This is a genomic window from Lentzea sp. DG1S-22 (assembly GCF_036321065.1).
GTDB classification, from domain to species: Bacteria; Actinomycetota; Actinomycetes; order Mycobacteriales; family Pseudonocardiaceae; genus Lentzea; species Lentzea jiangxiensis.
On the sequence record NZ_CP143276.1, the window covers coordinates 3,319,996 to 3,344,447 of the forward strand.

Annotated in this window: 23 protein-coding genes; 11 read left to right on the top strand and 12 right to left on the bottom strand. The window is 70.9% G+C overall.

Annotated features, from left to right (window positions below; all coding sequences use genetic code 11):
* Positions 1–18: 18 nt before the first annotated feature.
* The 3 genes from V1227_RS14500 to V1227_RS14510 form a co-directional block, all read right to left on the bottom strand.
* Positions 19–1,071, bottom strand: coding sequence for an AAA family ATPase (locus tag V1227_RS14500; RefSeq protein WP_236220001.1), 1,053 nt, complete (start codon positions 1,069–1,071; stop codon positions 19–21).
* 61 nt (positions 1,072–1,132) lie between these two features.
* The gene (gene mobA, locus V1227_RS14505; RefSeq protein WP_329793089.1) at positions 1,133–1,663 is read right to left on the bottom strand and encodes a molybdenum cofactor guanylyltransferase; all 531 of its coding nucleotides are present in this window, start codon (positions 1,661–1,663) and stop codon (positions 1,133–1,135) included.
* The gene (locus tag V1227_RS14510) at positions 1,660–2,343 is read right to left on the bottom strand and encodes a TetR/AcrR family transcriptional regulator (protein ID WP_329793090.1); all 684 of its coding nucleotides are present in this window, start codon (positions 2,341–2,343) and stop codon (positions 1,660–1,662) included. The genes mobA and V1227_RS14510 overlap by 4 nt, the downstream gene beginning before the upstream one ends.
* A gap of 76 nt (positions 2,344–2,419) precedes the next feature.
* Between V1227_RS14510 and V1227_RS14515 the strand changes: the two genes are divergently transcribed.
* Both V1227_RS14515 and V1227_RS14520 read left to right on the top strand, forming a co-directional pair.
* Entirely contained in the window at positions 2,420–3,328 is a 909-nt protein-coding gene (locus tag V1227_RS14515; RefSeq protein ID WP_329793092.1) for an ATP-binding cassette domain-containing protein, read from the top strand.
* Positions 3,325–4,068: an ABC transporter permease gene (locus tag V1227_RS14520; RefSeq protein ID WP_329793093.1), complete on the top strand. Its 744-nt coding sequence runs from the start codon at positions 3,325–3,327 to the stop codon at positions 4,066–4,068. Before V1227_RS14515 ends, V1227_RS14520 begins: the two co-directional genes overlap by 4 nt.
* Here the strand turns inward: V1227_RS14520 and V1227_RS14525 are convergent.
* Entirely contained in the window at positions 4,055–4,927 is an 873-nt protein-coding gene (locus V1227_RS14525; protein ID WP_329793094.1) for an aldo/keto reductase, read from the bottom strand. The two genes, V1227_RS14520 and V1227_RS14525, sit on opposite strands and share 14 nt — an antisense overlap.
* Positions 4,928–4,953: 26 nt before the next feature.
* On the opposite strand from V1227_RS14525, the gene V1227_RS14530 reads away from it, so the two are divergent.
* The 4 genes from V1227_RS14530 (at position 4,954) to V1227_RS14545 (ending at position 7,457) form a co-directional block, all read left to right on the top strand.
* Positions 4,954–5,295, top strand: coding sequence for a DUF2203 domain-containing protein (locus tag V1227_RS14530; RefSeq protein ID WP_090098032.1), 342 nt, complete (start codon positions 4,954–4,956; stop codon positions 5,293–5,295).
* Positions 5,296–5,378: 83 nt separating this feature from the next.
* On the top strand, positions 5,379–5,927 hold the full coding sequence (locus V1227_RS14535) for a cysteine hydrolase family protein (protein ID WP_329793095.1): 549 nt from the start codon (positions 5,379–5,381) through the stop codon (positions 5,925–5,927).
* Entirely contained in the window at positions 5,924–6,826 is a 903-nt protein-coding gene (locus tag V1227_RS14540; protein ID WP_329793096.1) for a GlxA family transcriptional regulator, read from the top strand. Before V1227_RS14535 ends, V1227_RS14540 begins: the two co-directional genes overlap by 4 nt.
* 73 nt (positions 6,827–6,899) lie before the next feature.
* Positions 6,900–7,457 (top strand): cysteine hydrolase family protein, encoded by a 558-nt coding sequence (locus V1227_RS14545; RefSeq protein WP_329793097.1) that lies wholly within the window; start codon positions 6,900–6,902, stop codon positions 7,455–7,457.
* Here V1227_RS14545 and V1227_RS14550 read toward each other — a convergent pair.
* The 5 genes from V1227_RS14550 to V1227_RS14570 form a co-directional block, all read right to left on the bottom strand.
* Complete coding sequence (locus V1227_RS14550; RefSeq protein ID WP_329793098.1) at positions 7,444–7,578, bottom strand: hypothetical protein; 135 nt, start codon at positions 7,576–7,578, stop codon at positions 7,444–7,446. The two genes, V1227_RS14545 and V1227_RS14550, sit on opposite strands and share 14 nt — an antisense overlap.
* On the bottom strand, positions 7,575–7,934 hold the full coding sequence (locus V1227_RS14555; RefSeq protein ID WP_329793099.1) for a hypothetical protein: 360 nt from the start codon (positions 7,932–7,934) through the stop codon (positions 7,575–7,577). The genes V1227_RS14550 and V1227_RS14555 overlap by 4 nt, the downstream gene beginning before the upstream one ends.
* A 255-nt stretch (positions 7,935–8,189) precedes the next feature.
* Positions 8,190–9,506, bottom strand: coding sequence for an NlpC/P60 family protein (locus tag V1227_RS14560; protein ID WP_442916491.1), 1,317 nt, complete (start codon positions 9,504–9,506; stop codon positions 8,190–8,192).
* A 143-nt stretch (positions 9,507–9,649) separates the two neighbouring features.
* Entirely contained in the window at positions 9,650–11,164 is a 1,515-nt protein-coding gene (locus tag V1227_RS14565; protein WP_329793101.1) for a class I adenylate-forming enzyme family protein, read from the bottom strand.
* A gap of 10 nt (positions 11,165–11,174) precedes the next feature.
* The gene (locus V1227_RS14570) at positions 11,175–11,984 is read right to left on the bottom strand and encodes an SIR2 family NAD-dependent protein deacylase (protein ID WP_329793102.1); all 810 of its coding nucleotides are present in this window, start codon (positions 11,982–11,984) and stop codon (positions 11,175–11,177) included.
* 17 nt (positions 11,985–12,001) lie between these two features.
* Between V1227_RS14570 and V1227_RS14575 the strand changes: the two genes are divergently transcribed.
* The 3 genes from V1227_RS14575 (at position 12,002) to V1227_RS14585 (ending at position 15,322) form a co-directional block, all read left to right on the top strand.
* The gene (locus V1227_RS14575) at positions 12,002–12,454 is read left to right on the top strand and encodes a hypothetical protein (RefSeq protein WP_329793103.1); all 453 of its coding nucleotides are present in this window, start codon (positions 12,002–12,004) and stop codon (positions 12,452–12,454) included.
* On the top strand, positions 12,451–13,935 hold the full coding sequence (locus tag V1227_RS14580) for a flagellar basal body protein FliL (protein WP_329793104.1): 1,485 nt from the start codon (positions 12,451–12,453) through the stop codon (positions 13,933–13,935). The genes V1227_RS14575 and V1227_RS14580 overlap by 4 nt, the downstream gene beginning before the upstream one ends.
* Before the next feature lie 85 nt (positions 13,936–14,020).
* The gene (locus V1227_RS14585) at positions 14,021–15,322 is read left to right on the top strand and encodes an FAD-dependent monooxygenase (RefSeq protein ID WP_329793105.1); all 1,302 of its coding nucleotides are present in this window, start codon (positions 14,021–14,023) and stop codon (positions 15,320–15,322) included.
* Here the strand turns inward: V1227_RS14585 and V1227_RS14590 are convergent.
* From V1227_RS14590 to V1227_RS14600, 3 genes are read right to left on the bottom strand one after another with little or no spacing between them, the layout of a single operon-like run.
* A complete protein-coding gene (locus V1227_RS14590) occupies positions 15,242–18,127 on the bottom strand; it encodes an ATP-binding protein (RefSeq protein ID WP_329793107.1) in 2,886 nt (961 codons plus the stop codon). The two genes, V1227_RS14585 and V1227_RS14590, sit on opposite strands and share 81 nt — an antisense overlap.
* Positions 18,127–18,705, bottom strand: a complete 579-nt coding sequence (locus V1227_RS14595) for a hypothetical protein (RefSeq protein ID WP_329793109.1) — start codon at positions 18,703–18,705, stop codon at positions 18,127–18,129. The genes V1227_RS14590 and V1227_RS14595 overlap by 1 nt, the downstream gene beginning before the upstream one ends.
* Positions 18,706–18,755: 50 nt before the next feature.
* On the bottom strand, positions 18,756–19,466 hold the full coding sequence (locus tag V1227_RS14600; protein ID WP_329793110.1) for an ATP-binding cassette domain-containing protein: 711 nt from the start codon (positions 19,464–19,466) through the stop codon (positions 18,756–18,758).
* Positions 19,467–19,669: 203 nt separating this feature from the next.
* Between V1227_RS14600 and V1227_RS14605 the strand changes: the two genes are divergently transcribed.
* Both V1227_RS14605 and V1227_RS14610 read left to right on the top strand, forming a co-directional pair.
* The gene (locus V1227_RS14605) at positions 19,670–22,516 is read left to right on the top strand and encodes an aconitate hydratase (protein ID WP_329793111.1); all 2,847 of its coding nucleotides are present in this window, start codon (positions 19,670–19,672) and stop codon (positions 22,514–22,516) included.
* Between the two features lie 178 nt (positions 22,517–22,694).
* A complete protein-coding gene (locus V1227_RS14610; protein WP_329793112.1) occupies positions 22,695–24,404 on the top strand; it encodes a VWA domain-containing protein in 1,710 nt (569 codons plus the stop codon).
* Positions 24,405–24,452 lie beyond the last annotated feature (48 nt).

Below are 24,452 nucleotides of genomic sequence, written 5' to 3' on the forward strand. Positions count from 1 at the left end.
CCTCGGTCTTCTCCCTGCTCACTGCCTACCAGCCGGGACCGGCGGTTGCTGCGGACGGGCCGACACCTGCGGCAACGGCACGATCTGCAGCACGCGCGTGATGATGTGGTCGATCGGCACGCCGTCGGCCAGCGCGTCGTAGGACAGCACGAGGCGGTGGCGCAGCACGTCCGGAACGACGTCCACGACGTCCTGCGGGAGCACGTAGTCACGGCCGCGCACGAGCGCGAGGCCACGCGCGGCGGCGATGATGCCGAGCGACGCGCGCGGCGAGGCACCGTAGGCGACCCAGCCGGCGACGTCGGTGAGGCCGTGCTCGGCGGGGGCGCGGGTCGCGATCACGAGGCGCACCACGTAGTCGACGAGCGCGTGGTGGACGAAGACGCGCGACGCCACGCCCTGCAGGCGCACCAGCTCCTCCGGGGAGAGGACCTGGTTCGGCGTGGGCGCCTCGACGCCCATGCGGTAGACGATCTCGCGTTCTTCCTCGGCCGTGGGGTACTCGACCTGGATCTTGAACAGGAACCGGTCGCGCTGCGCCTCGGGCAGCGGGTACACGCCCTCGTTCTCGATCGGGTTCTGCGTCGCCAGCACGAGGAACGGGTTCGGCATCGGGAAGGTCCTGCCACCGATGGACACGTGCCGCTCGGCCATGACCTCGAGCATCGCCGACTGCACCTTGGCGGGCGCGCGGTTGATCTCGTCGGCGAGCACGAAGTTCGCGACGACGGGGCCGAGCTCGACGTCGAACGCCTCGCTGGACTGGCGGTAGATGCGGGTGCCGAGGATGTCGGCGGGCACCAGGTCGGGCGTGAACTGCACGCGCGAGAACGAGCCGCCCACGACACGGGCGAACGTCTCGACGGCGAGCGTCTTCGCGACGCCCGGCACACCTTCGAGCAACAGGTGGCCCTTGGCCAGCAGACCCACGAGCATCCGCTCGACGAGCCGGTCCTGGCCGACGATCACCCGCTTCACCTCGAACACGGTGCGTTCGAGCAGCTGGGCGTCACGAGCCGGGGTGACGGGCGCCGATGCGTTCGGCGTTGCCTCGGCGGCGGGCTCGGTCACGTGCGGGCCTCCATGCGGAACAGGGTTTACCGATCGTGGAACAGTCTTACTCCCCGCCTGTTCAACCGCTGTGAAGGGTGTCCAGGTCGGCGGGCGTGTCGACGTCCCGGGCCTCACCGGGCAAAGCGGGCACTTCGACGGGGTGGAGCTGCAGGAGAGTCTTGCGCAGCGGCAGGTTCCGCGGGTCGCCGGGGAGGGCCTCGCGCAGCTGCGCGGTGTTCCAGAAGCCGATCAGCCACTGGACGCGGTCGTCCCTGAGCACGGCGTTGCGCCCCACCGCCCGCAGCCGGGCGATGGTGTCCTTCGTGAGGCCGGGCTGGTCGACGGCGAGCACCGCGACCCACTCCTCGGTGACCTCCGCGAGCCCTGCGGCCAGCCCGGCGAGCGGTCCGCCGCCGGGCGGGTCCTCGCGCGCCCAGACCACGCCGGGCAGGTCCTTCTCCGGCCCCACGACGACCTTCCGGCTCGCGTCGTCCACAACGGACAGCACGTGGTCGAGCAGGGTCGCGTCCCGGAAGGACAGCGCGGCCTTGTCGACGCCGCCGAGCCGTTCGCCCCTGCCGCCGGTCAGGACGATCACCGCGTACGTCATGCCCGGCCTCCGATGTGCGCCGCGACGCCCTCCAGGAACAGGTGCAGGCCGAAGTCGAAGTCGGCGTCGAGGTCCTCGACGTCCTGCACGTCGTCGAGGTCGAAGACGCCGGCGGCGATGACCTCCGCGAGCGCGGGCATCCGGCGGGGGTCGACGATCTGGCGCAGCCGCTGCCCGTACCGGTGGCCGAACTGGCCGGGATCCTGCTCGAACCCGCTGGCCAGCGTGACGCCCAGGCGTGCTTCGCCCTGCACGAACGTCGACAGCCCCATGACCACGCCGACCTTCTCCCCCGGCTCGAGCGGCGTGTCGTCGAGGGCGGTGAGCGCGCGGTCGAACCAGGCGAGGTTGCGCGGCCCGGAGGGCGGTCCGCTGATCGGGATCTGCAGGAACCACGGACGCCTGCGGATCGCCGCCAGCACCGCCTTCGCCCAGAAGCCGAGCTTGGCGCGCCACTCCCCGTCCGGCAGCGGCGGCGGGTCCTCCATCGCCTCGTCCCACATGAGGGCGAGCAGCTCGTCCTTGCTCTTCACGTGGCGGTAGAGCGCCATCGTGGCGTTGCCCATCTCCTGCGCGACGCGGGCCATGGACACGGCAGCGAGGCCCTCGGCGTCCGCGATCGCGATGGCGGCCCGCGTGATGTCGGCGGCGTCGATGGTCGGCTTGCGCCCCCTCTTCATGCCCTCTAGTCAAACAGATGCGTATGCCATACGCTAATTCACATATTGCGTATCAGGTACGCATAAAGGGGGTTCGATGATCGTCGAGACAGAGGGTCTGACGAAGAGGTACGGCACCCGGACGGTGCTGGACGGGCTCGACCTGGGGGTGACCGAGGGGTCCGTGCTCGCGCTGCTCGGGCCGAACGGCGCGGGCAAGACGACCACGATCCGCATCCTGAGCACGCTGACCAGGCCCGACGGCGGTTCGGCGCGGGTGTGCGGGTTCGACGTGGTGCGGGAGGCCGCGGACGTCCGCGGCGTGATCAGCCTGACCGGCCAGTACGCGGCGGTCGACGAGGAGCAGACCGGCCGCGAGAACCTGGTCATGATCGCCCGCCTGCGCCGCCTCACCAGGCCGGCGGCACGCGCGCGGGCGGCCGAGCTGCTGGAGCGGTTCGGCCTGGCGGACGCCGCGGACCGGCGGGCGCGCACCTACTCCGGCGGCATGCGCCGGCGCCTGGACCTCGCGATGAGCCTGGTGGCGAGGCCGCGGCTGCTGTTCCTGGACGAGCCGACCACCGGCCTCGACCCGGTGAGCCGCACGACGACGTGGGACGCGATCGGCGACCTCGTGCGCGACGGCGTGACGATCTTCCTCACGACCCAGTACCTGGAGGAGGCCGACCGCCTCGCCGACCGGATCGTCGTGCTGCACAACGGGGGCGTCGTCGCGGACGGCACCGCGGACGCGTTGAAGAACTCGGTCGGCGGCACCCGGCTCGACCTGACCTTCGCGAGCCGGGAGGAGGCCCTGCGGGCCGGGTCCGTCGTCGGCGGGCTCGCCGACGGCCCCACCCTGGGCCTGCCGTCCGACGGCAGCGCCGCGCACCTGCACCGCGTCCTGGACGACCTGCTCGCCGCACGGATCCACGTGCTGCGCGTGGCCACGCACCGGCCGACCCTGGACGACGTCTTCACGACCTTGACGGCGGTGGCGGCGTGAGCGCGGCGACGACGATGGTCGGCCGCAGCATCCGGCTGAGCCGCCGCAACCTCGACACCGCGATCATGGCGGTGGTGCTGCCGGTGCTGATGATGGCGCTGTTCGTCTACGTGTTCGGCGGCGCGATCAGCTCCGTGCAGTCCTATGTGGACTACGTGGTGCCCGGCATCGTGGTGCTGTGCACCGGCTACGGCGCCACGTCCACCGCGATGCCGGTGGCCGACGACATGCACAAGGGCGTCGTCGACCGGTTCCGCTCGATGCCGATCAGCGGCTTCAGCGTGCTGACCGGCCACGTGGTCGCCTCGGTCGCCCGCAACGCCCTGGCGACGTTCGCGGTCGTGCTCGTGGCCCTGCTGATGGGCTTCCGGCCCACGGCGTCGGCCGGCGCGTGGGCGCTCGCGATGGGCCTGCTGCTCGTCTACGTGCTGGCGCTGTCCTGGCTGGCCGCGGGCTTCGGCGTGATCGCCCGGTCCGTCGAGTCGGCGAGCCTGCTCGGGTTCTTCATGCTCTTCCTGCCCTACCTGAGCAGCGCGTTCGTCCCGGTGGCGACGATGCCGCCCTGGTTGCGCGCCGTCAGCGAGCACCAGCCGATCACCCCGGTCGTCGAGACCGTGCGCGCCCTGCTCACCGACCGGCCCGTCACCTCGGCCCTGCCGGCTCTGGCGTGGTCGGGCGGACTGCTGGTGGTGGCCTTCACCTGGGCCACGTGGCTGTTCCGGCGGATCAGCTCCCGTTGAGGTGGACCGCGTCGAGGCGGGTGAGCTCCCCGGGGGTGAGCCGCAGCTCGCCCGCCTCGACGTTCTGCCGCAGGTGCCCGGGATCACCGGTGCCGGGGATGACCAGCACGTGCGGCCCTCTCGCGAGCGTCCACGCGAGCCGGACCTGCGCGGGCGAGACGCCCCGGTCGCGCGCTATCGCGGTGACCTCGTCGTCCCCGGCCGACGTGCCGGCCTCCTGGTTCGCTCCGGCGAGGGCGAAGAACGGCACGAACGCGATCCCCCGCTCCCCGCAGACGCCGAGGAAGTCGTCCTGCTCGGGGTGGTGCCCCAGCCCGTAGGAGTTCTGCACGCACACGACGTCCGCGATCCGCTGCGCCTGGTCGAGGTGGTGGGGCTTCACGTTGGACAACCCCAGGTGCCTGATGAGACCGGCTTCCCGGAGCTTCGCCAACGCCTCGAAGTGCGCGCTCACGTCGTCGAGCCCGCTGACCCGCAGGTTCACCACGTCGAGGTGGTCGCGGCCGAGCTGCCGCAGGTTCTCCTCGACCTGGCCGCGGAGCTGCCCCGGCGTGGCGAGCGGCAGCCACTCCCCCTGCGGCGTCCTCCCGGGACCGACCTTGGTGACGACGACCAGGTCGTCCGGGTACGGCGACAGCGCGCTGTTGATGAGCTCGTTGGCCGACCGCGTGGCCGAGAAGTAGAACGCGGCCGTGTCGACGTGGTTGATCCCGAGCTCCACCGCTTCCCGGAGGACCCGGATCGCCTGCCCGCGGTCGCGCGGCCGTGCGGCGGGGTCGAACGCCGTCCCCTCCTGCGGCAGGCGCATGGCGCCGAACCCGATCCGGTTCACGGTGAGGTCACCCAGTCGCCACTGCACCCCTGCACTGTGCCAGCCTTGGCCCCGTGGGACTGTTCACGCTCGCCGAAGCCCGGACCGAACTGGCGCGCCTGCTGCCGGTGCTCGACGAGATCGTGCGTCTGCGCGCCGACGCCGCCGAACTGGCCGCGGGCGGGTCCTCGCTGGGCGGGCTGCCGGAGTTCAAGGCCGCGCAGGCCCGGCTGGACGAGCTGATGGAGTCGGTGCAGCGGACCGGGGCCGAGCTGAAGGGCTTCGCCCCGTTGCTGGTCGACTTCCCCAGCGAGAGGGACGGGGTGCCGGTGCTGCTGTGCTGGCTCGAGGGCGACCGGGAGCTGGGCTGGTACCACCGGACCGATCTGGGGTTCGCCGGCCGCCGTCCGCTGTGATCTCGGGAGCGTGACCGGATCCGTCCGCTCCCCGGCCGGGTCGTGCCTCGTGGCCGGCGCCGCGCACGGCGAGGCTGGTGGCCATGAAGCGAGCATTGATCGTCATCGACGTGCAGGAGTCGTTCCGCCGGCGGGCGGACTGGGCCGAGGTGTCGAACCCCGGGATCGTGGGCAAGGTCAACCAGCTCGTCGACATGAGCCGCGACGCCGGTGACCTCGTCGTGTGGGTGCTGCACTCCGAGCCCGGCTCCGGCGACGTGTTCGACCCCGCGCTCGGGCACGTGCGGCTGATCGACGGCCTCGAACCGCTCGACGACGAGCAGGTGCTGACCAAGACGTCGCACAACGCGTTCACCACGACGAACCTCCAGCAGACCCTGACGCGGCACGGGGTGCGGGAGCTGCTGGTCAGCGGCATCCGGACCGAGCAGTGCTGCGAGACGACGACCCGCGTCGGGTCCGACCTCGGGTTCGACATGACGTTCGTGACGGACGCGACGGCCACCACGCCGCTGCCGCACTGGCGGACCGGGAGGGTGCTCGGCGTGGAGGAGCTCGTCGAACGGACGGAGTACGTGCTGGCGGGCCGGTTCGCGCGGATCTCGGACGTCGCTACGCTGACCGGATCGTGACCAGAGTCGTCTTCCTGCTCGTGCCCGGAGTGCACCTGCTCGACCTCGCGGGGCCGGCGCAGGTGTTCTCCAGCGCCGCCGACCTCGTGGGCGGCTACGCGCTGTCGTACGTGGGCGACGCGGACACCGTGCCGAGCCATCAGGGCGTGCCGTTGGGCGCGTCGACCGAGCTGCCCCCTCTCGACGCGGACGACCTGGTGTTCGTGCCGGGGTGGCGGTCACCGAAGATCGCGGGCACGGGGCATCTGTCCGAACGCGCGTTGGCGTGGTTGCGCGCGCACCACGACGCCGGCGGCACGGTCGCGAGTGTGTGCGCCGGGGCGGATGCGTTGGGGCGCGCGGGCCTGCTCGAAGGCCGCCGCTGCACCACGCATCACGAACTGCAAGAGGAGCTCGAACGACGCTACCCGCGCGCACAGGTCGTCCGCGATGTCTTGTTCGTCGAAGACCATCGCGTCGTGACGTCGGCAGGCATCGCGAGCGGGATCGACCTCGCGCTGCACTTGGTCGCTGTGCGCCACGGCCCTTCCACGGCCGCCGCGATCGCACGCACGATGGTCATTTACGCGCGCAGGAACGGTGACGACCAGCAGGCGAGCGTGCTGCTGCGGCACCGGTCGCACATCAACGAGACGGTGCACCGGATTCAGGACGTGATCGAGTCACGGCTCGCGGACCGGCTCTCGCTCGCGGAACTGGCCGCACACGCGGGATGCAGCGAACGCACCGTGACACGGTTGTTCGGCCGTGCGACAGGTATGACGCCGTTGAAGTACCAGCAAGCGTTGCGCGTCGAACGGGCCGAACACCTCATCGGTCAGGGCGCCACGGTCGAGACCGCCGCGCGCAACGTCGGCTTCGAGGACGCCCGCATGCTGCGCCGGTTGCGTTCGCGCTGAGCCGCACGCGTGCGGCCGTCCACTGTCGACCGAACGCCCTTGCACGCCACCGGAACCGGCCTAAGCTGGCCGCGTGACGACTCTGGCGAACCGCCCCGGCACCGCGTTGCTCGTGATCGACGTGCAGAACGGGGTGGTGAACCACGCCCACCACCGCGACGAGGTGGTGGCCAACGTCGCCGCGCTCGTCGACAAGGCGCGCGCGGCCGGCGTCGACGTGGTGTGGGTGCAGCACAGCAACGCCGAGCACATGCCGAAGGAGTCCGACGGCTGGCAGTTCGTGCCGGAGCTGAAGCCCGCCGAGGGCGAACCGGTGGTGCACAAGACGTACGCCGACTCGTTCGAGGCGACCGACCTCGAAGAGGTGCTGGCGCGCAAGGGGATCGGCAGCCTCGTGGTGTCCGGCGCGCAGACCGACGAGTGCATCCGCTCGACGCTGCACGGCGCCATCGTCCGCGGCTACGACGCCCTGCTGGTGAGCGACGCGCACACGACCGAGGACCTGTCCGAGTGGGGCGCTCCCACCCCGGACGAGGTCATCGTCCACACGAACCTCTACTGGGAGAACCACACCGCACCGGGCCGCACGGCCGGCGTGGTCAAGACCGAGGACGCGTTCAAGCCCGCGTGACGAGGTGGTCGATCTTCGAGTCGGTGCACGCCGCACAGCTCGCGCCGCACACCGGCTCGACGACGTGCGTGACCTCGCAGCGGTCCTCCTGGTGCTCGCGAACGGCCTCCTCGAGCGTCATCCCGCCACCCGGTTGATCCCGTCGCTGCGCAGCAGGCGCTGCTCGTCGCCGTGTTTGGCCAGCGCCACCATCGCGCGGCCGAGGCGTTCGGTGGTCGTGACGTACTTCGGCGCCAGCCGCTCCAGCACCGGGAACAGCCACGCGGACCACGAGCAGAGGTACCGGTAGATCCGGGTCCGCGAGGTGATGCAGTGGCATGGCTGGATGAAGCCCGGTCGCACGACGAACACCGGCCGGTCCAACGCCAGCAGCTCGTTCTCCGTGCGCCCCTTCACCCGCGCGTAGTCGTGCGTCACGGGCGTGTACTCGGCCCATGCAGTAGAAGTACGCGTCAGCATCGGCAAGCTGGTCCGCAACCGGCGAAAGGTCACCGAAGTCCGCGTGGACCACGTGCCGCAGCTTGGGATCGCTGACCGCCAACGGCGACCGTCCCACCGTCACGACCGAGTCGACCTCGGGGTCGAGCACGCACTCCCGCAGCGCACCCCGGCCGACCATGCCGGACGCGCCGAACACCACGATCTTCACGCCGCAAAACCAGCCCGCCGCACTGCGCTCGGTCTCCCCGCAAGCTCGTCGCTCGACACGGAGTGACATCACCCACGACGAGATCACAACAAGCGAGTGGCATACGGCATGATGCCGCCGTACCGCACCGGAGAGATCCGCACGACCGCACCGGAGTGCGGCGCCTCGACCATCATCCCGCCGCCCAGGTACAGCGCCACGTGCGTGCCGCCGCCGGGCCCCCAGAAGATCATGTCCCCCGGCGCCATCTGCGCCAGCGGCACCTTGCGGCCGGAGTTGTACTGGTAACCGCTGTAGTGCGGCAGGTACACGCCGACGCCCGCGAACGCGTACATCATCAGACCGGAGCAGTCGAAGCCGATCTTGCGGTAGTCGCCGAACGAGTCGGCCACCCCGCCGTCGCGCACGCCGTACGTCGGGCCGTTGTAGTTGCCGCCGCCCCACGCGTAGATGACACCGCGCTGGGACAACGCCCGGTTGATCACGGTCTGCACGCGGTTGCCGGACGGGGCGGGTGCCGCCGCCACCGGGCGGCGCTGCGGCGGGGCCTGAGGGGCGGCCTGGGGTACGGCGGCGGCCGCGGCCGCGGCGCGGCGGGCGTTCTCCTCGTCCTCGCGCTTCTTCGCCTCGATCCACTGGTCGTACTGCCGGCGTTGCGCTTCGAGGCCGCTGACCGCACCCCGCGCCGCGACGAGCTCCCGCTCGACGGCGTCCCTGTCGGCCTGCAACTCGGCGGTGGCCGACGCCTGGGCGGCATGCGCGTCCACGGCGACCTGCTGCGCCTGGTCGGCGACCTTCTTGGCCTCGTCGGCGGCCGCCTGCTTCGACTCGGCCTTCTGCAGCGCGGCGCGCGCGGCGGAGTCGAGGTTCGCGGCCGTGCCCTGGTCGCGGGTCACCTGGTCCAGGCGGTTCAGGCTGGACGCCGACACCGCCTCGAGCAGCTGGGCGCGGGCCAGCAGGTCCTCCGGCGACTTCGCCCCGATGTAGGCCGAGAAGGACCCGACGGTGCTGCCCTGGGCGTACGAGGCGGCGGCGAACTCGTCGAGCGCGCGGCGGCTCTCCTCGACGGCCTTGGACGCGGCGTCGGCCTGCACGCGCGCGGCCGTGGCCTCGCGGCGGGCCGCCTCGGCCTCGGCGACCGCCGTCTCCAGGTCGACACGGGCCTTGTTGGCGAGCTCGCGCTTGTACGACACGTCGTCGTGCAGCTCCTGCAGGCGCGACTCGGCCTGCGTGAGCCGTCCGGTCAGCTCACCCACGCGGGCGGCCTTCGCCTCCGCCTCCGCCCGGGACGCCGAGATCGCCGAGTCGCTCGGGTTCGGCGGAGGCGGGGGAACGGCGACGGCCGTCCCCGTGAGGACGGCCGTCATCAACACCACCACGGCGGAGAGTCGTGTCAACACAAGGCATCACCTCCGACCGAATTAGACCAATCAGACCCATTGTGCGCATCTGGAACTCACGCACCGTCAACCACACGTGTCACAGTGGAACACGGTCGGTGGTCCTTTTGGGACGATCGGAGTCGGGCGTGTCGCCGGTCGGGCTAGTTGACGAGCCGGTCCCTGCCGGTCCAGTACGGCTCCCGCAGCTTGAACTTCTGGATCTTGCCGGTCGCCGTCCGCGGGATCGCGTCGCGGAACTCGATCGAGGTCGGCGCCTTGTACCCGGCGAGCCGCTCCTTGCAGTGCCCGATCAGCTCCGCCTCGGTCGCCTCACCCGACAGCACGACGAGCGCCTTGATCGTTTCACCCCACTTCTCGTGGGGCACCCCGATGACCGCGACCTCGGCGACGGCCGGGTGTGAGAACAGGCAGTCCTCGACCTCGATCGACGAGACGTTCTCGCCGCCGGTGATGATCACGTCCTTCTTGCGGTCCGAGATCGTCAGGTAGCCCTCGTCGTCGAAGTGGCCGCCGTCGCCGGTGTGGAACCAGCCGTCCTCGAGCGCGTCCGCCGTGGACTCCGGGTTGTCCCAGTAGCCCTCCATCACCACGTTGGACCGCGCGAGCACCTCACCGGTGTCGGAGATCCGCAGCTGCGCGCCGAGCGCGGGGGCGCCCGCCCGCGACTGCTTCTTCGCCTTCTCCTCGCCCGTGGGGCCCGGCTGGGCGCGGTTGAACGTCAGCAGCGGCGCCGTCTCGGTCAGGCCGTAGATCTGCAGGAACTCCCACCCGAGCTCCTCGGTCACGCGCTGGATCGTGCGCGAGGGCGGCGGTGCGCCGGCGCAGACGATCCGCACCCGGTCACGGCCGGGGATCTCGCCCTCCCACTCCTGGGCGGCGTCCAGCACGGAGTTCCACACGGCCGGTGCGCCGCACATGAGCGTGACGCCGTGGTCGCGCACACGGCGCAGGATCTCGGCGCCGTCGACCTTGCGCAGGACCACCTGCGGCACGCCGAGGCCCGCGAGACCGAACGGCATGCCCCAGCCGTTGCAGTGGAACATCGGCAGCACGTGCATGTAGACGTCGCCCTCCCACGCACGGGTGTGCATGGCGAACGTGACCGCGTTCAGCCAGATGTTGCGGTGCGTCAGCTGCACGCCCTTGGGCCGCGCGGTGGTGCCCGACGTGTAGTTGATCGTGGCCGTCGCGTCCTCCGAGGGCGCGCTCCACGGCCGTGGCTCCACATCGAACCGAAGCAGCGCCTCGGACTCTTCGCCGAGCGTGAACCGGTGCCGAGCCACGACGTCGTCCAGCTGCAGTTCGGGGTCGACGAACAACGCCGACGCGCCGCTGTGCTCGACGACGTACTTCACCTCGTCGGGCCGCAGGCGGAAGTTCACCGGCACGCAGATGCGCCCGCTGCCGGGCAGCGCGTGCAGCAGCTCCAGCATCCGCGCGGAGTTGTGGCTGACGACCGCGACGCGTTCGCCCTCGCCCACGCCCAGCGCGTCGAACCCGGCCTGCCACGCCCGCACGCGGGTCGCCATCTCCGCGTACGTCGTCGTCGGGACCGGCTTGGCCGGTTGGTCCGGCTCGTCGACGGTCGCCGTGGTCGCCGCGAACGCGAACGACGCCCGGTCCAGGAAGTCCGTGGTGATCAGCGGTACGCGCATGGAGCCGACACTACGACCAGGTGCTCGGATCTCCCCAGGACGAGAAGCCGCCTCCCCCGGATGGAGGAACGGCGCTGAGATCGGGGAGCACCTCGCTGACGGACTCGTGCAGCACAACGGCCGCCACGGAGTCGTAGGGCGTCGGTTCGGCGTTGCAGATGATGACCTGCGCACCCGCTTTGGCCGCCAGCGGCACGAGGCCCGCGGCGGGCTGCACCTGCAACGACGTTCCCGCCACCAGCAACACGTCGCAGTCGAGGGCGGCGAGGCGGGCGCGGCGCAGCACCTCGGCGTCGAGCTCCTGCCCGAACGAGATCGTCGCGGACTTGAGGATTCCCCGGCAGCGCGGGCAGTCCGGTTCCGCTTCGCCCTCGGCGACGCGCCTCAACGCCTCGCGCATCGGCCCCGTGGCACCGCAGTCCAGGCACACGGTGGCGTGCAGCGTGCCGTGCAGCTCCAGGACCCGGTGCGGATCGGAACCGGCCTTCTGGTGCAGGCCGTCGATGTTCTGCGTGACCACCGTGCGCAGGCGGCCGGACCGTTCCAGCTCCACCAGGGCCTTGTGCGCCGCGTTCGGCTTCGCGGTCCACACGGGACTGTCGAGCCGGGTGCGCCAGGTGAGCCTGCGCAGCTCGGGGTCCGCCAGGTACGCGTCGAGCGTCGCCCCGAGCCCGGCGTCGGCGTCGCGCGTCCACAGGCCGCCGGGCCCGCGGAAGTCCGGGATGCCCGAATCCGTGGAGACCCCGGCTCCCGTCAGCACCGTGATCCGGTGCGCGGACGCGACCAGCGCCCGTGCCGCTGTGCACGCCTGGGAGGCCATCGGTTCACACTATCCGGGTGCGCAGCGCTGTGGGAGCCGCCGTCGCGGCAGTGGGCTTGGTCACCTCCATCGCCGGGACCTTCTTGCCCTGGCTGAAATCCGGATCGACCACGAGGGACAGTTACGAGGTGCTCTCGCTCCGTGATCTGGCCGGGTTGGACGGGGTGGCGGGAGGTGTCGTCACGTCGACCTGGGTGGGTCTGACCCCCTTGGCGATGATCGCCGCCGCCCTGTACGTGGTTCGATTTCCCCGAATCGCCGCGTGCGTCGCCCTTCTTTTTGGCACGATCAGCGGAACCGCGGCCCTAGTAGCCGCAGTCCAAGGGGATAGCAAGGGTGCGTTGGTCGGGATCAGCATCTCCGGTCCGATCACGACCCTTGCCGGTGCCGTACTGACGATCGTGGGGGCGATCACGGTGCTCACCTCGACCAGGCGCAGCGCAGTGAGAACTCCAGGAGGGAACCCGTGAGCTACCCAGGTGGTGGCGGCCAGTGGCAGCCGCAGAACAACCCGTACGGGCAGCAGCCCCAGCAGGGCGGCTACCAGCAGCAGCCGCAGCAGGGTGGCTACCCGCAGGGCGGCTACCCGCAGCAGGGTGGTCACCCGCAGACCGGGCCGCAGGGTTTCCCGCAGCAGGGCTACCCGCAGACGGGTCCCCAGGGCTTCCCGCAGCAGGGCTTCGAGCAGCAGCCCTACGGCTACGCGCCGATGGGCGGTGAGCCGCCGAAGAAGAAGCGCACCGGCCTGGTGGTCACGGCCGTCGTGGCCGTGCTGCTGCTGATCGGTGGCGGCGTCACGTTCTTCGCGCTCAAGAAGGCCGACCCCGGCTCGAACGCCGGTCAGGACACCCCGGCGATCGCCGCGAAGAACCTGATCGAGCAGCTCGGCAGCGGTGACGTCGTCGGCATCATGGCCTCGCTGGCGCCCGCGGAGGCGGCGCTGTCGAAGGACTACATGGAGTCGATGACCAAGGAGATGAAGCGCCTCGAGATCCTGAAGCCCGAGGCCGACCCGAACAAGCTCTCCGGCGTCGAGTTCAAGAGCGAGAACATCAAGTTCGACGAGGCCGCGGCCGAGAAGATCAACGACCACCTCACCATCAACAAGCTGGTCGAGGGCAAGATCACGATCACCTCGGACGCCTCGAAGATCCCGCTCACCGACAAGCTCGTCGACGCGCTGGGTGACGAGATCAACCTGACCTCGTCGAAGTCCGAGACCGTCGACATCACCGCCGAGGTGAAGAAGCGCGGCACCCCGATCGGCATCGCGTCGATCAAGGTCGGCGACAAGTGGTACCCGAGCGCCTTCTACACAATCGCCAACGCGATCCTGGAGGAGGAGAAGCAGAAGTGGCCGCAGTCCGGCTTCGCGGCCGAGGGCGCGGGCTCCGCGGAGGACGCGGCGAAGCAGCTCGTCGACGCCGCGCTGGACGGCGACCTGAAGAAGGTCATCACGCTGCTGCCGCCGGACGAGGCCGGTGTGCTGCACGACCTGGGCCCGCTGCTGCTCGAGGAGGCCGGCCCGACGAAGCCGACCGGCGCCAAGCTGGAGGCCCTGGAGACCGACGTCAAGGACGTCACCGGCGGCAAGCAGGTCACGGTCAAGAAGCTGTCGATCACGGCCGAGGGTGAGACGGTCACCATCACGCGTGAAGGCGACTGCTACGCGGCCGAGGTGCCCCGCCAGGGCACGCAGAAGCTCTGCGCGGACGAGATCACGCAGCTGCTGGAGCAGCAGGGCGGCAAGAAGATCCCCGCCGAGGCCGTCGAGGTCATCGGCCGGGTCGCCGGGTCCGTCATGAAGTCCGGTGTCGGCGTCGTCGCCACCGAGGTCGACGGCAAGTGGTACGTGAGCCCGATCCGCTCCTACTACGAGCTGGCGCTGACGCTGTTCCGCGGCTTCGAGCCCAAGGACGTCGACGCGCTCATCGAGCTGATGAAGAAGTAAGTTCCCGCAGGTCAGCCCACGGCCCTGTCACCCGCAGCAGCGCGGTGGCAGGGCCGTGGCAGTGCGGGGGCGAAGTGTCCCCGTCATGGACATCCACGTTCTGATCACCGGAGCCGGCCCGACCGGCCTCACCCTCGCCCTCGACCTGCACCGCCGCGGCGTGCCGTTCCGCATCGTCGACGCCTCGCCCGCGCCGTTCGCCGGCTCGCGCGGCAAGGGCCTGCAGCCGCGCAGCATGGAGGTCCTCCACGACCTGGGCGTCATCGAGCCCGTGCTGGCGTCCGGGCGCCTCGACCTGAGGATGCGCGCCTACCAGGGCCGCGAGGTCGTGCGTGAGTGGGACGTGCACGAGGGCCGCCACCCCACGGTCGAACGCCCCTACGCGCGCACGATGCTCATCCCGCAGTTCCGCGTCGAGCAGGTGCTCCGCGAGGCGTTCCCGCAGCCGGTCGAGTACGGCAAGCCGCTGACGTCGTTCACCCAGGACGACTCCGGAGTCACCGCCGTGGTCGGCGGGGAGACCGTGCGCGCGAAGTACCTCGTCGGGTGCGATGGCGGGAAGTCGTTCGTGCGCAAGCAACTCGGCGTCCCGTTCGTCGGCGAGACGCACGAGGACCAGCGCATGCTCATCGGTGACCTCCGGATCTCCGGCCTCGACCGCGACCACTGGCACCAGTGGGGCGGCGGCGCCGACCGGTGGCTCGCGCTGTGCCCGTTGCCCGGCACGGACCTCTTCCAGTTCCAGGCGAGCGGCGACGGCGACCCGTCGCTGGAGCTCTACCGCGAGATCATCCGCGACCGCACCGGCCGCGACGATCTCGTCGTGCACGACGCGACGTGGACATCGTTGTACCGCACCAACATCCGCATGGTCGACCGGTTCCGGGTGGGCCGCGTGTTTCTCGCGGGCGACGCCGCGCACGTGCACTCCCCCGCCGGTGCGCAGGGCATGAACACCGGCATCCAGGACGCCTACAACCTCGGCTGGAAGCTCGCGATGGAGACGCTGCTCGACACCTACGAGGCCGAGCGCAAGCCCGTCGCGGAGTGGCTGCTGGGCATGACGACCGCGATCATGATGTCCGGCCAGCCGTTCGAGCGCCGCGGTGACGAGACCCTGCAGCTCTCGCTCTCCTACCGCACCACCGACGGCGAGGGCCTGCAGCCGGGCGACCGCATGCCGGACGGGATCACCGACCAGGGCCGGATCTTCGACCTGCTGCGCGGCCCCGACTTCGTGACGCTCGACTTCCCCGGCGGCCCGGTCCTGGTGCGCCCCGACGGCTACGTGGCCGCGATCGGCCGCTCAGCCGTCGACGCCTACTTCGGCGCGAACCCGGTCACGCAGCTGCACCACCGCCGGGTCGCTGCTCGGACCGCCGCGTAGCCGTTCCGCCTCGTCCAGGGCGTTGCCCGCGCTCCGCGGGTCGCCCTGGGCGAGCAGCCAGTCCGCGTACCACTCGAGCACCGACGCCCGCGCCGGCCCGTCCGCGCTCCGCCCGACGACGTCGAGCGCCCGTTCGTGCTCCCGCCCCGCCGCCTCGAGGTCACCGAGCCGCGTCAGCGCCAGCCCGAGTCCGGCGTGGACGGTCGCCTTGAACTGGTCGGCCACCGAGCCCGCCGTGGTCGTCAGCGCCTGCCGGTAGAGCCGGACGGCCTCCTCGAAGTCGCCGCCGAAGAACGCGATCTCGCCGTGCGCCTGCGCGATCCGCCCCCGGTCGAGCTCGAACCGCGCGGCCGGCACCCGCCCGAGGTCGGCTCGCGCCCCGTCGAGATCCCCGGTCCTGATCTTCAACCGGGCCGCCTGCACCAGCACCGACATGGGCACGAGGACGTTCTCCGACTCGCCCAGCTCCTCCACGACCCGCCGGGCCTCCGACACCGCCCGGAACCCCTCGGCGAACGCGCCGCGGTTGATCAGCACCATCACCAGGCACGACAACCCGAACACCACGGCCCACCGATCTCCGACGCCCCGGAACCCCTCCAACGCCCGCCGGTACTGCGCCTCCGCCTCCGGAGCCGCCCCCTCGCTGAACTCCCCGGCCACCACCCCGCGCACCAGCGCCGAGAACGCCCGCATCCACGCGTCCTCCGACCGCTCCAGCCGCTCGGCCAGCAGGACGAGCTGGTCGCCGAGCTCCGCCTGCCCCCACACCCGACCGCTGGTGAGCATCAACGCGCACAGGGCGGTCGGCACGTCCTCCCGCCACAACCGCTCCACCGCACCGACGACCTCCACCGTGCCGAGCGCCGCCAGCACCTCGGCCAGCGGATCGCCGGGAACCCGCGACGCCCAGCGGCGAACCTCCTCCACCCGCTTCGTCATCACCAGCCAGTGCCAGGTGCGCGCGGCCAGCATCCGCCGCGCGACACCCTGGTCGTGCGCCACCGCCCAGGCCATCGCCGCGTCGAGGTTGGCCCGTTCCGCCTCGAAGACCCGCAGCGCCTCCAGCTGCAGTGGCCCCCGCAGCAACGGTTCGTTCTGCTCGGCCAGGGTCGTGTAGTACTCGGCGTGCTTCGCGTGGTCGGCTTGACCCTGCTCCAGGGCGTACTCGCGCACGGTCTCCATCAGCCGGTAGCGCTCGCCGGTGCGGACGACCAAGGACTTCTCGACGAGCGCCGCGAGCAGGTCCTCGGTGTCCCAGAGGTCGCCTTCCTGCTCGTCGTGCGCCGGATCGCTTGGTGGAAGCACGGTCTGCGTGTGGCGCGCACTCCGGTGGGCCGCATCAGAACCGGCGGCCGCACGTTCCTGATCTTGTCGGGGGTCCTGAGTACGGTGAGATGCAGGGGTTCCCGAGAAGGGGGTACCCCTGCGCAAGCGTGCCCCGCACACCTCGTGCACCGCCGAGCCGCCGGCCCCGCCGACGAACACCGCCAGCCGTGCCAGCAACAACCGCTCGGAGTCGTCCAGCAGCTCCCAGCTCCAGTCGACCACCGCCCGCAACGTCCGGTGCCGCGCCGGCCCCGTTCGCGCGCCGCGGTCGAGCAACCGCAGGCGGCTGTCCACACGCGACTCCAGCTGCGCGAGCGACAACGACCGGGCGCGCGCCGCCGCGAGCTCCAGCGCGAGCGGGATGCCGTCCAGCGCGGCGCACACCCGCCGCACCACGTCGAGGTCCAGCGCCGCGCCGACCCGTGCCGAGAACAGCCGCACGGCGTGGTCGAGGTCCAGCGGTGCCACCGGGTGCACGACCTCGCCGGGAATGCCCAGCGGCTCCCGCGACGTGGCCAGCACCCGCACGTCCGGCGCCTCCGCCAGCAGGCGAGCACACAGAGCCGCCGCGGAGTCGACGACGTGCTCGCAGTTGTCCAGCACTACGAGCGACGACCCGAGCCGCGAGAACAACGGTGCCGCCAGGGGGTTCGGCCCCAGGGCGGCGTCCAGCGCCGCCAGCGGGTCCGCGGCCGAGTCCAGCTCGACGAACCACGCCTGCGGTTCCGTCGCGGCGTGCGTCAGCGCGAGCCGCGTCTTGCCCACGCCGCCGAACCCGGTCAGCGTCACCAACCGGTTGTCGCGCAACAACCTCGCCAGCACGGCCAGGTCCGCGTCACGCCCGATGAACGAGCCCACCGGCGCCGGCAGGTTCCCTCGCACCGAACGCTCGCGCAGCACCGCGAGGTGGGCGGCAGCCAGCGCCTCACCGGGGTCCACGCCCAGTTCCTCGGCGAGCGCCGAACGAACGCGCGCGAACACCGCCAGCGCGTCCGACCGCCTCCCGGCGGCGTTCAACGCCAGCATCAGCCGCGCCTGCACGTCCTCCCGCAACGAGTGCGCCGCCGCCAGGGCCTCCAGCCCGGCGAGGTCGTCGCGCAGCAACGCCAGCCGCACGGCCTCCTCGGCCGCGAAAGGCGCGTCCTCGAACGCCGCACCGCGCCACAGCGCCGGGTCGCGCGTCCGGCAGAACTCCTCGACGTCGGTCGAGGCCTCCAGCCGGTACCCCGACGCGTGCGACGAGACCACCGCGGTGCCGAGCGTCCGCCGCAGCCGCGACACCAGCGACTGCAACGCCGCGTGACCGTCCAGCGGCGGCTCGTCCGGCCACAGGTCGGCGACCAGCCGGTCCGGCGCGACGACCTGGCCCGGTTGCGCCGCCAGCCGGATCAGCAACCAGCGCAGCCGCCTGCCGCGCACCTCGACGGGCACGCCACCGGACAGCACCTGCAACGGCCCGAGCACGTTGACCCGCATCAGGCCCGCCGCACCCCGACCAGCACCGCCGCCGCCACCAGCGCGGCACCGGCGACACCGGCCCACAGCAAGGACAGCGACACCTCGTTGTGGCCCAACGCGTCCAGCACCCACCCGAGCGGGGTCACCCGCCCCAGCGGGTACGTCAGCACCACCACCGAGAACACCGCCAGCACGGTGCGCCCGATGGAGTCGAACACCGGGCGGGCGAACATCAGGCCCACCCCGACACCGAGCAGCGCACACCCAGTATGCGCGCCGAGTCCGACAAAAAACTGAGCCGCCGTGTACGGGTGCGGGTTCGTCACGACCGGCCACACCGCCGCGAGCAGCGCCATGGCCACCGCGAACAGCACCGAGACCAGCGCCGCGGCCGTCAGCACGCGCGACCACCCACCGGCGGTCACCACGGTGATCTCACGCCGCACCACGTCCTCGGACGTCGCCACCACGACCGCCATCCACGCCGCGACCGGGTACAGCAACGCCGACGACCCCGAGTAGGCCTCCAGCGGCTCCCCCGCGTCACTGGCGAACAACATCCCCATCACACCGAGGAACACCAGCAGGGGCGCCAAATACCGTTGTCCCCGAAGGACATCGGCCGCGAGGTACCGCACCAGGGAGATCACCGCACGCTCCGCACCGAGCACCCGAGCCGCAACGCCTCCGCCAGCACGTGGTCGCTGCGGTCCGGCGCCACCTCCACCCGCACCGACGAGCCACGCGCCTGCACGGACCGCACGCCTTCCAACGCCTCCAACGCGTCGAGCGCCGGCACCCGGCTCAGCTCGATCAACACGTGCCCACCGGAGAGGTCGACCCGTGTGGCCGAAGCGAGATGGCCCTCGTGGTCGGACACCAGCGCCGTCCGCCCCTGCAGCAACGACACCAGCTCGTCGGCCGCCGCCGGGTCGAGACCGGTCCACGGCTCGTCGAGCACGAGCACTTCCGAGGCGAGGAACGCTTGCGCCAGCGCGACCTTCTGCGCGTTGCCCTTGGACAGCTCGGACATCGGCGCCGTCATCGAGCCGACGAACCCCAGCCGCTCCAGCACGTCACCGGCGGCAGCCCCGCGCACCCGTTCCAGGTGGGCCAGGTAGGACGAAGCGGACATCCTCACGTCCGAGGGAAACCGCTCGGGCACGTAGCCGACCGAAGCCGGCCGCACGACCCGTCCGGACGTCGGCTTCAGGATGCCCGCTGCGATCTTGAGCAACGTCGACTTCCCGGTGCCGTTCGCGCCGGTCAGCACGGTCAGGCCGGACACCTCCAGCGTCAGGTCGCGCAGCACCCACGGCCCGCGCCCGTACCGCTTGGAGACTTGATCGAGGAGCACCTCGCCAAGATAGCCACGCACGCTCTCGAACGGCGTGAAGTCGGTGAGCCCGGCGCAGGGAGCGTGACTTAGGGCAACCTGGGTTGAACCGGCTTACAGGACAAGCGTACTGTTTGGGGTCGAGGGGCAGTGGTCGACCTGGTGAGGAAGACTCTCCCCGTACCCCGAACTGACCACCGCGCTGTCACCAGATGGAGTTGCACGTGACTCAGCCAGCTACGCCCTCGCCTGCCGGCGATGGAGGCAACAGCCTGGACAGCTTCGGCGCCCGCGGCACGCTCAACGTCGGCGACGCCTCGTACGAGGTGTTCCGGCTGAGCGCCGTGGAGGGCGCCGAGCGTCTGCCGTTCAGCCTGAAGATCCTGCTGGAGAACCTGCTGCGGACCGAGGACGGCGCGAACATCACCGCCGACCACGTGCGCGCTCTCGCCAACTGGGACCCCAGCGCCGAGCCCGACACCGAGATCCAGTTCACGCCCGCGCGCGTCGTGATGCAGGACTTCACCGGTGTCCCCTGCGTCGTCGACCTCGCCACCATGCGCGAGGCCGTCACCCAGCTCGGCGGCGACGCCGAGAAGGTGAACCCGCTCGCGCCCGCCGAGCTCGTGATCGACCACTCGGTCATCGCCGACGTCTTCGGCCGCCCGGACGCGTTCGAGCTGAACGTCGACCTGGAGTACGAGCGCAACCGCGAGCGCTACCAGTTCCTGCGCTGGGGCCAGACGGCGTTCGACGAGTTCAAGGTCGTCCCGCCCGGCACCGGCATCGTGCACCAGGTCAACATCGAGCACCTGGCCCGCGTCGTCATGGTCCGGGGTGGCCAGGCGTACCCGGACACGCTGGTCGGCACCGACTCGCACACCACGATGGTCAACGGCATCGGCGTGCTGGGCTGGGGCGTCGGCGGCATCGAGGCCGAGGCCGCGATGCTCGGCCAGCCGGTCTCCATGCTGATCCCGCGCGTCGTGGGCTTCAAGCTCTCCGGTGAGCTGCCCGCGGGCGCCACCGCGACCGACCTCGTGCTGACGATCACCGAGATGCTGCGCAAGCAGGGCGTCGTCGGCAAGTTCGTCGAGTTCTACGGCGAGGGCGTCGGCGCCGTGCCGCTCGCGAACCGCGCCACCATCGGCAACATGTCGCCGGAGTTCGGCTCCACGGTCGGCATCTTCCCGATCGACGGCGAGACCATCGACTACCTGCGCCTGACCGGCCGGTCGGAAGAGCAGATCGCGCTCGTCGAGGCCTACGCCAAGGAGCAGGGCCTCTGGCACGACCCGTCCCGCGAGCCCGTGTACTCCGAGACGCTGGAGCTCGACCTGGCGACGGTCGTCCCGTCCATCGCCGGCCCGAAGCGCCCGCAGGACCGCATCGAGCTGACCTCCGCCAAGGAGGCGTTCCGCCAGGCCCTGGGTGCCTACGTCGCGCACACCGACTCCCCGGAGCTCTCCGGCGTGGACGAGGCCGTCGACGAGACCTTCCCGGCCAGCGACCCGGTCGCCGTCGGAGAGGCCGAGAACGGCTCCGGCAAGCCGAAGGTGGTCCACACCGCCGCCGAGGGCGCCACCGGCCGCGTCTCGAACCCGGTCAAGGTCACCGTCGACGGCAACGAGTTCGAGCTGGACCACGGCGCCGTCGCGATCGCCGCGATCACGTCGTGCACCAACACCTCGAACCCGTCCGTGATGCTCGGTGCGGCCCTTCTCGCGAAGAAGGCCGTCGAGCGCGGTCTCGAGCGCAAGCCGTGGGTCAAGACGACCCTGGCGCCGGGCTCGAAGGTCGTCATGGACTACTACGAGCGCGCCGGCCTCATGCCGTACCTGGAGAAGCTCGGCTTCCACCTGGTCGGCTACGGCTGCACCACCTGCATCGGCAACTCGGGCCCGCTGCAGGACGAGATCTCGGCGGGCGTGCAGGAAGGCGACCTCGCGGTCGTCTCGGTGCTGTCCGGCAACCGCAACTTCGAGGGCCGGATCAACCCGGACATCAAGATGAACTACCTCGCGTCGCCGCCGCTCGTCGTGGCGTACGCGCTGGCCGGTTCGATGGACAAGGACATCACCACCGAGCCGCTCGGCACGGACACCGAGGGCAAGCCGGTGTACCTCTCCGAGATCTGGCCGTCGCCGGCCGAGATCGCCGAGGTCATCTCGACCTCGATCTCCGCGGAGGGCTTCACCAAGGGCTACACGAACGTCTTCTCCGGTGACGAGCGCTGGCAGTCGCTGCCCACGCCGACCGGCAACACGTTCGAGTGGGACGCCGAGTCCACCTACGTGCGCAAGCCCCCGTACTTCGAGGGCATGGAGATGGAGCCGAAGCCGGTCACCGACATCGCGGGCGCTCGCGTCCTCGCGCTGCTGGGCGACTCGGTCACCACGGACCACATCTCCCCCGCCGGTTCGATCAAGGCCGACTCGCCCGCGGGCAAGTACCTGACCGAGCACGGCGTGGAGCGCAAGGACTTCAACTCCTACGGCTCCCGCCGCGGCAACCACGAGGTGATGATCCGCGGCACGTTCGCGAACATCCGCCTGCGCAACCTCCTGCTCGACGACGTCCAGGGCGGCTTCACCCGCAACTTCCTGGAGCCCGACGCCCCGCAGACGACGATCTACGACGCGTCGGTCGCCTACGCGGAGGCCGGCGTCCCGCTGGTCGTGCTGGCGGGCAAGGAGTACGGCTCCGGTTCGTCGCGCGACTGGGCGGCCAAGGGCACCTCGCTGCTCGGCGTCCGCGCCGTCATCGCCGAGTCCTACGAGCGCATCCACCGCTCGAACCTGATCGGCATGGGCGTGCTGCCGCTGCAGTTCCCGCAGGGCGACAACGCGTCGTCGCTGGGCCTCGACGGCACCGAGACGTTCGACTTCACCGGTGTCACGGAGCTCAACAACGGCACCACGCCGTCGACGGTGCACGTCGTCGCCACCAAGGCGGACGGCTCGAAGGTCGAGTTCGACGCGGTCGTCCGCATCGACACGCCCGGTGAGGCGGACTACTACCGCAACGGCGGCATCATGCAGTACGTGCTGCGCAAGATGGTCCGCAGCTGATATCTGATCAATGCGAAAAGGCCCGTCCGGAGATCATTCCGGGCGGGCCTTTCGTCACAGTTGGATAAATCCGGCTAACGTTTTCCACTGCTGCACACGGGTGAACTTCGTCGCCATCGGGTTTAACCGGACTTAGCCTCTTCTGACCCATTTCGAATGGGCCGAAGGAGGGGTTCCAGTGGAAGTGAGAAAGATCGGGCGAAGAGCCGTGGTCACCACCGCGGCGTTGGTCGCGGCCATGGCCGTTCCGCTCTCCGGCCAGGCGAACGCGGCTGCGGACGGCACCGTGACCGGCGACAAGACGGTGGGCACCACCGACATCCAGTGCGGCGGGACCGTCCCGGTCACGGTGACGCTGAACGCCGAGACCGGCATCAAGGGCAACCCCGCGGACATCGAGCTCGTGCTCGACCGGTCGGGCAGCATGCAGGGCCAGCCGATCGACGATTTGAAAGCCGCGGCGAAATCTTTCGTCGACATCATCGACCAGGCGACCGACGGTTCTGCCAACGGCGTGATCGCAAATGGCTCACGCGTGGGCGTGGTCAGTTTCGCGGGAAGCGCCTCGGTCGACGTGGGACTGACCGGTGACGCCGCGGCGGTGAAATCGGCCATCGACTCGCTGTCGGCGGCGGGCGCCACCAACCACTCCGACGCCATCTCCACCGGGCAGGCCCAGCTGGCCGGGTCGGTGCCGTCCAACGCCAAGAAGATGATCATCATGACGGACGGCGAGACGACCGCCGGTGTGGACGCGAGTCCCGCCGCCGCGGCCGCCCGCGCCGCCGGCACCGAGATCTTCGGCATCGGCCTGCGCGTGACCGACTTCCAGGCCGAGATCAAGGACTGGACGACCGACCCCGACGACGGCGTGCACTACTTCTTCGCGCCCGACTCCGCCCAGCTGCAGCAGATCTTCGCGAACATCGGCGCGTCGATCGTCGTGCCGGCGGCGACGAACGTGAAGGTCGTCGACACCGTCGGCGCCGCGTTCTCGGTGAGCGGCGCCGCGGCCTCCAAGGGCACCGTCTCCCAGAACGGCAACGAGCTCACCTGGACGATCGGCGAACTGCGCACGGAGAGCGCCACGCTGACGTTCACCGCGACGCACCTGCCCGCCGCCGGCGGTGGCACGCTCGCCGTGAACCCGGGCGTCGTCTACAGCGACACCGAGGGACACACCGTCACGTTCCCCAACCCGGCCGTGAAGGTGCACGGGTGCGCGGCGCACATCGACGTGGAGCCCGAGCACGAGGTGAACGAGCTCGGCACCCCCGGCCAGACCCACACCGTCACCGCCTCGGTGACCGACGACTTCGGTGACCCGGTGCCCGGCACCGGCGTCACGTTCGGCGTGCTGTCGGGCCCGAACACCGGTGCGGCAGGCAACGGCACGACGGCCGCCACCGGTCTGACGGACTTCACCTATCCCGGAACGCAAGGGCTCGCGGGGCTCGGCACCGACACGATCCGCGGCTGCTTCACGCACGCCAACGGGACCGCGGTGTGCGATGACGTCTCGAAGGACTGGGTGGACACCACGCCACCGGTCGTGACGTGCACGCCGACGAACAACCCCAGCGGCGGCAACGTCCCGCCGGCCGACAACGAGGACGGGTTCTACCTGCTGAGCGCGACGGACGCCGTCGACCCGAACCCGCAGGTCTACGTCCGCGACACGGCGAGCGCCGCGGTGTTCGGCGGTTTCCCCAGCGGCACCGAGATCAAGCTGGTGCAGGCGCCGGGGGCGACGCCCACGCAGAAGCCGGGAACCGGCGACATCGACTGGAAGATCACGCTCAAGGGCGACGCCCTGGTGAGCGCGAAGGACGCGTCCGGCAACGAGTCGGCGCCCGTGCGGTGCAACGTCCCGCCACCGCCGAAGTGACGTGACGACGTGGACCGCTCGTTCTCGGGGCGAGCGGTCCATTCGTCG

Coding starts and splice junctions, on each gene's coding strand:
- V1227_RS14510 (WP_329793090.1), bottom strand. CDS start 2,343: ATGAAGAGGGGGCGCAAGCCGACCATCGACGCCGCCGACATCACGCGG.
- V1227_RS14535 (WP_329793095.1), top strand. CDS start 5,379: ATGAAGCGAGCATTGATCGTCATCGACGTGCAGGAGTCGTTCCGCCGG.
- V1227_RS14565 (WP_329793101.1), bottom strand. CDS start 11,164: ATGCGCGTACCGCTGATCACCACGGACTTCCTGGACCGGGCGTCGTTC.
- mobA (WP_329793089.1), bottom strand. CDS start 1,663: ATGACGTACGCGGTGATCGTCCTGACCGGCGGCAGGGGCGAACGGCTC.
- V1227_RS14515 (WP_329793092.1), top strand. CDS start 2,420: ATGATCGTCGAGACAGAGGGTCTGACGAAGAGGTACGGCACCCGGACG.
- V1227_RS14590 (WP_329793107.1), bottom strand. CDS start 18,127: ATGCGGGTCAACGTGCTCGGGCCGTTGCAGGTGCTGTCCGGTGGCGTG.
- V1227_RS14585 (WP_329793105.1), top strand. CDS start 14,021: ATGGACATCCACGTTCTGATCACCGGAGCCGGCCCGACCGGCCTCACC.
- V1227_RS14570 (WP_329793102.1), bottom strand. CDS start 11,984: ATGGCCTCCCAGGCGTGCACAGCGGCACGGGCGCTGGTCGCGTCCGCG.
- V1227_RS14550 (WP_329793098.1), bottom strand. CDS start 7,578: ATGACGCTCGAGGAGGCCGTTCGCGAGCACCAGGAGGACCGCTGCGAG.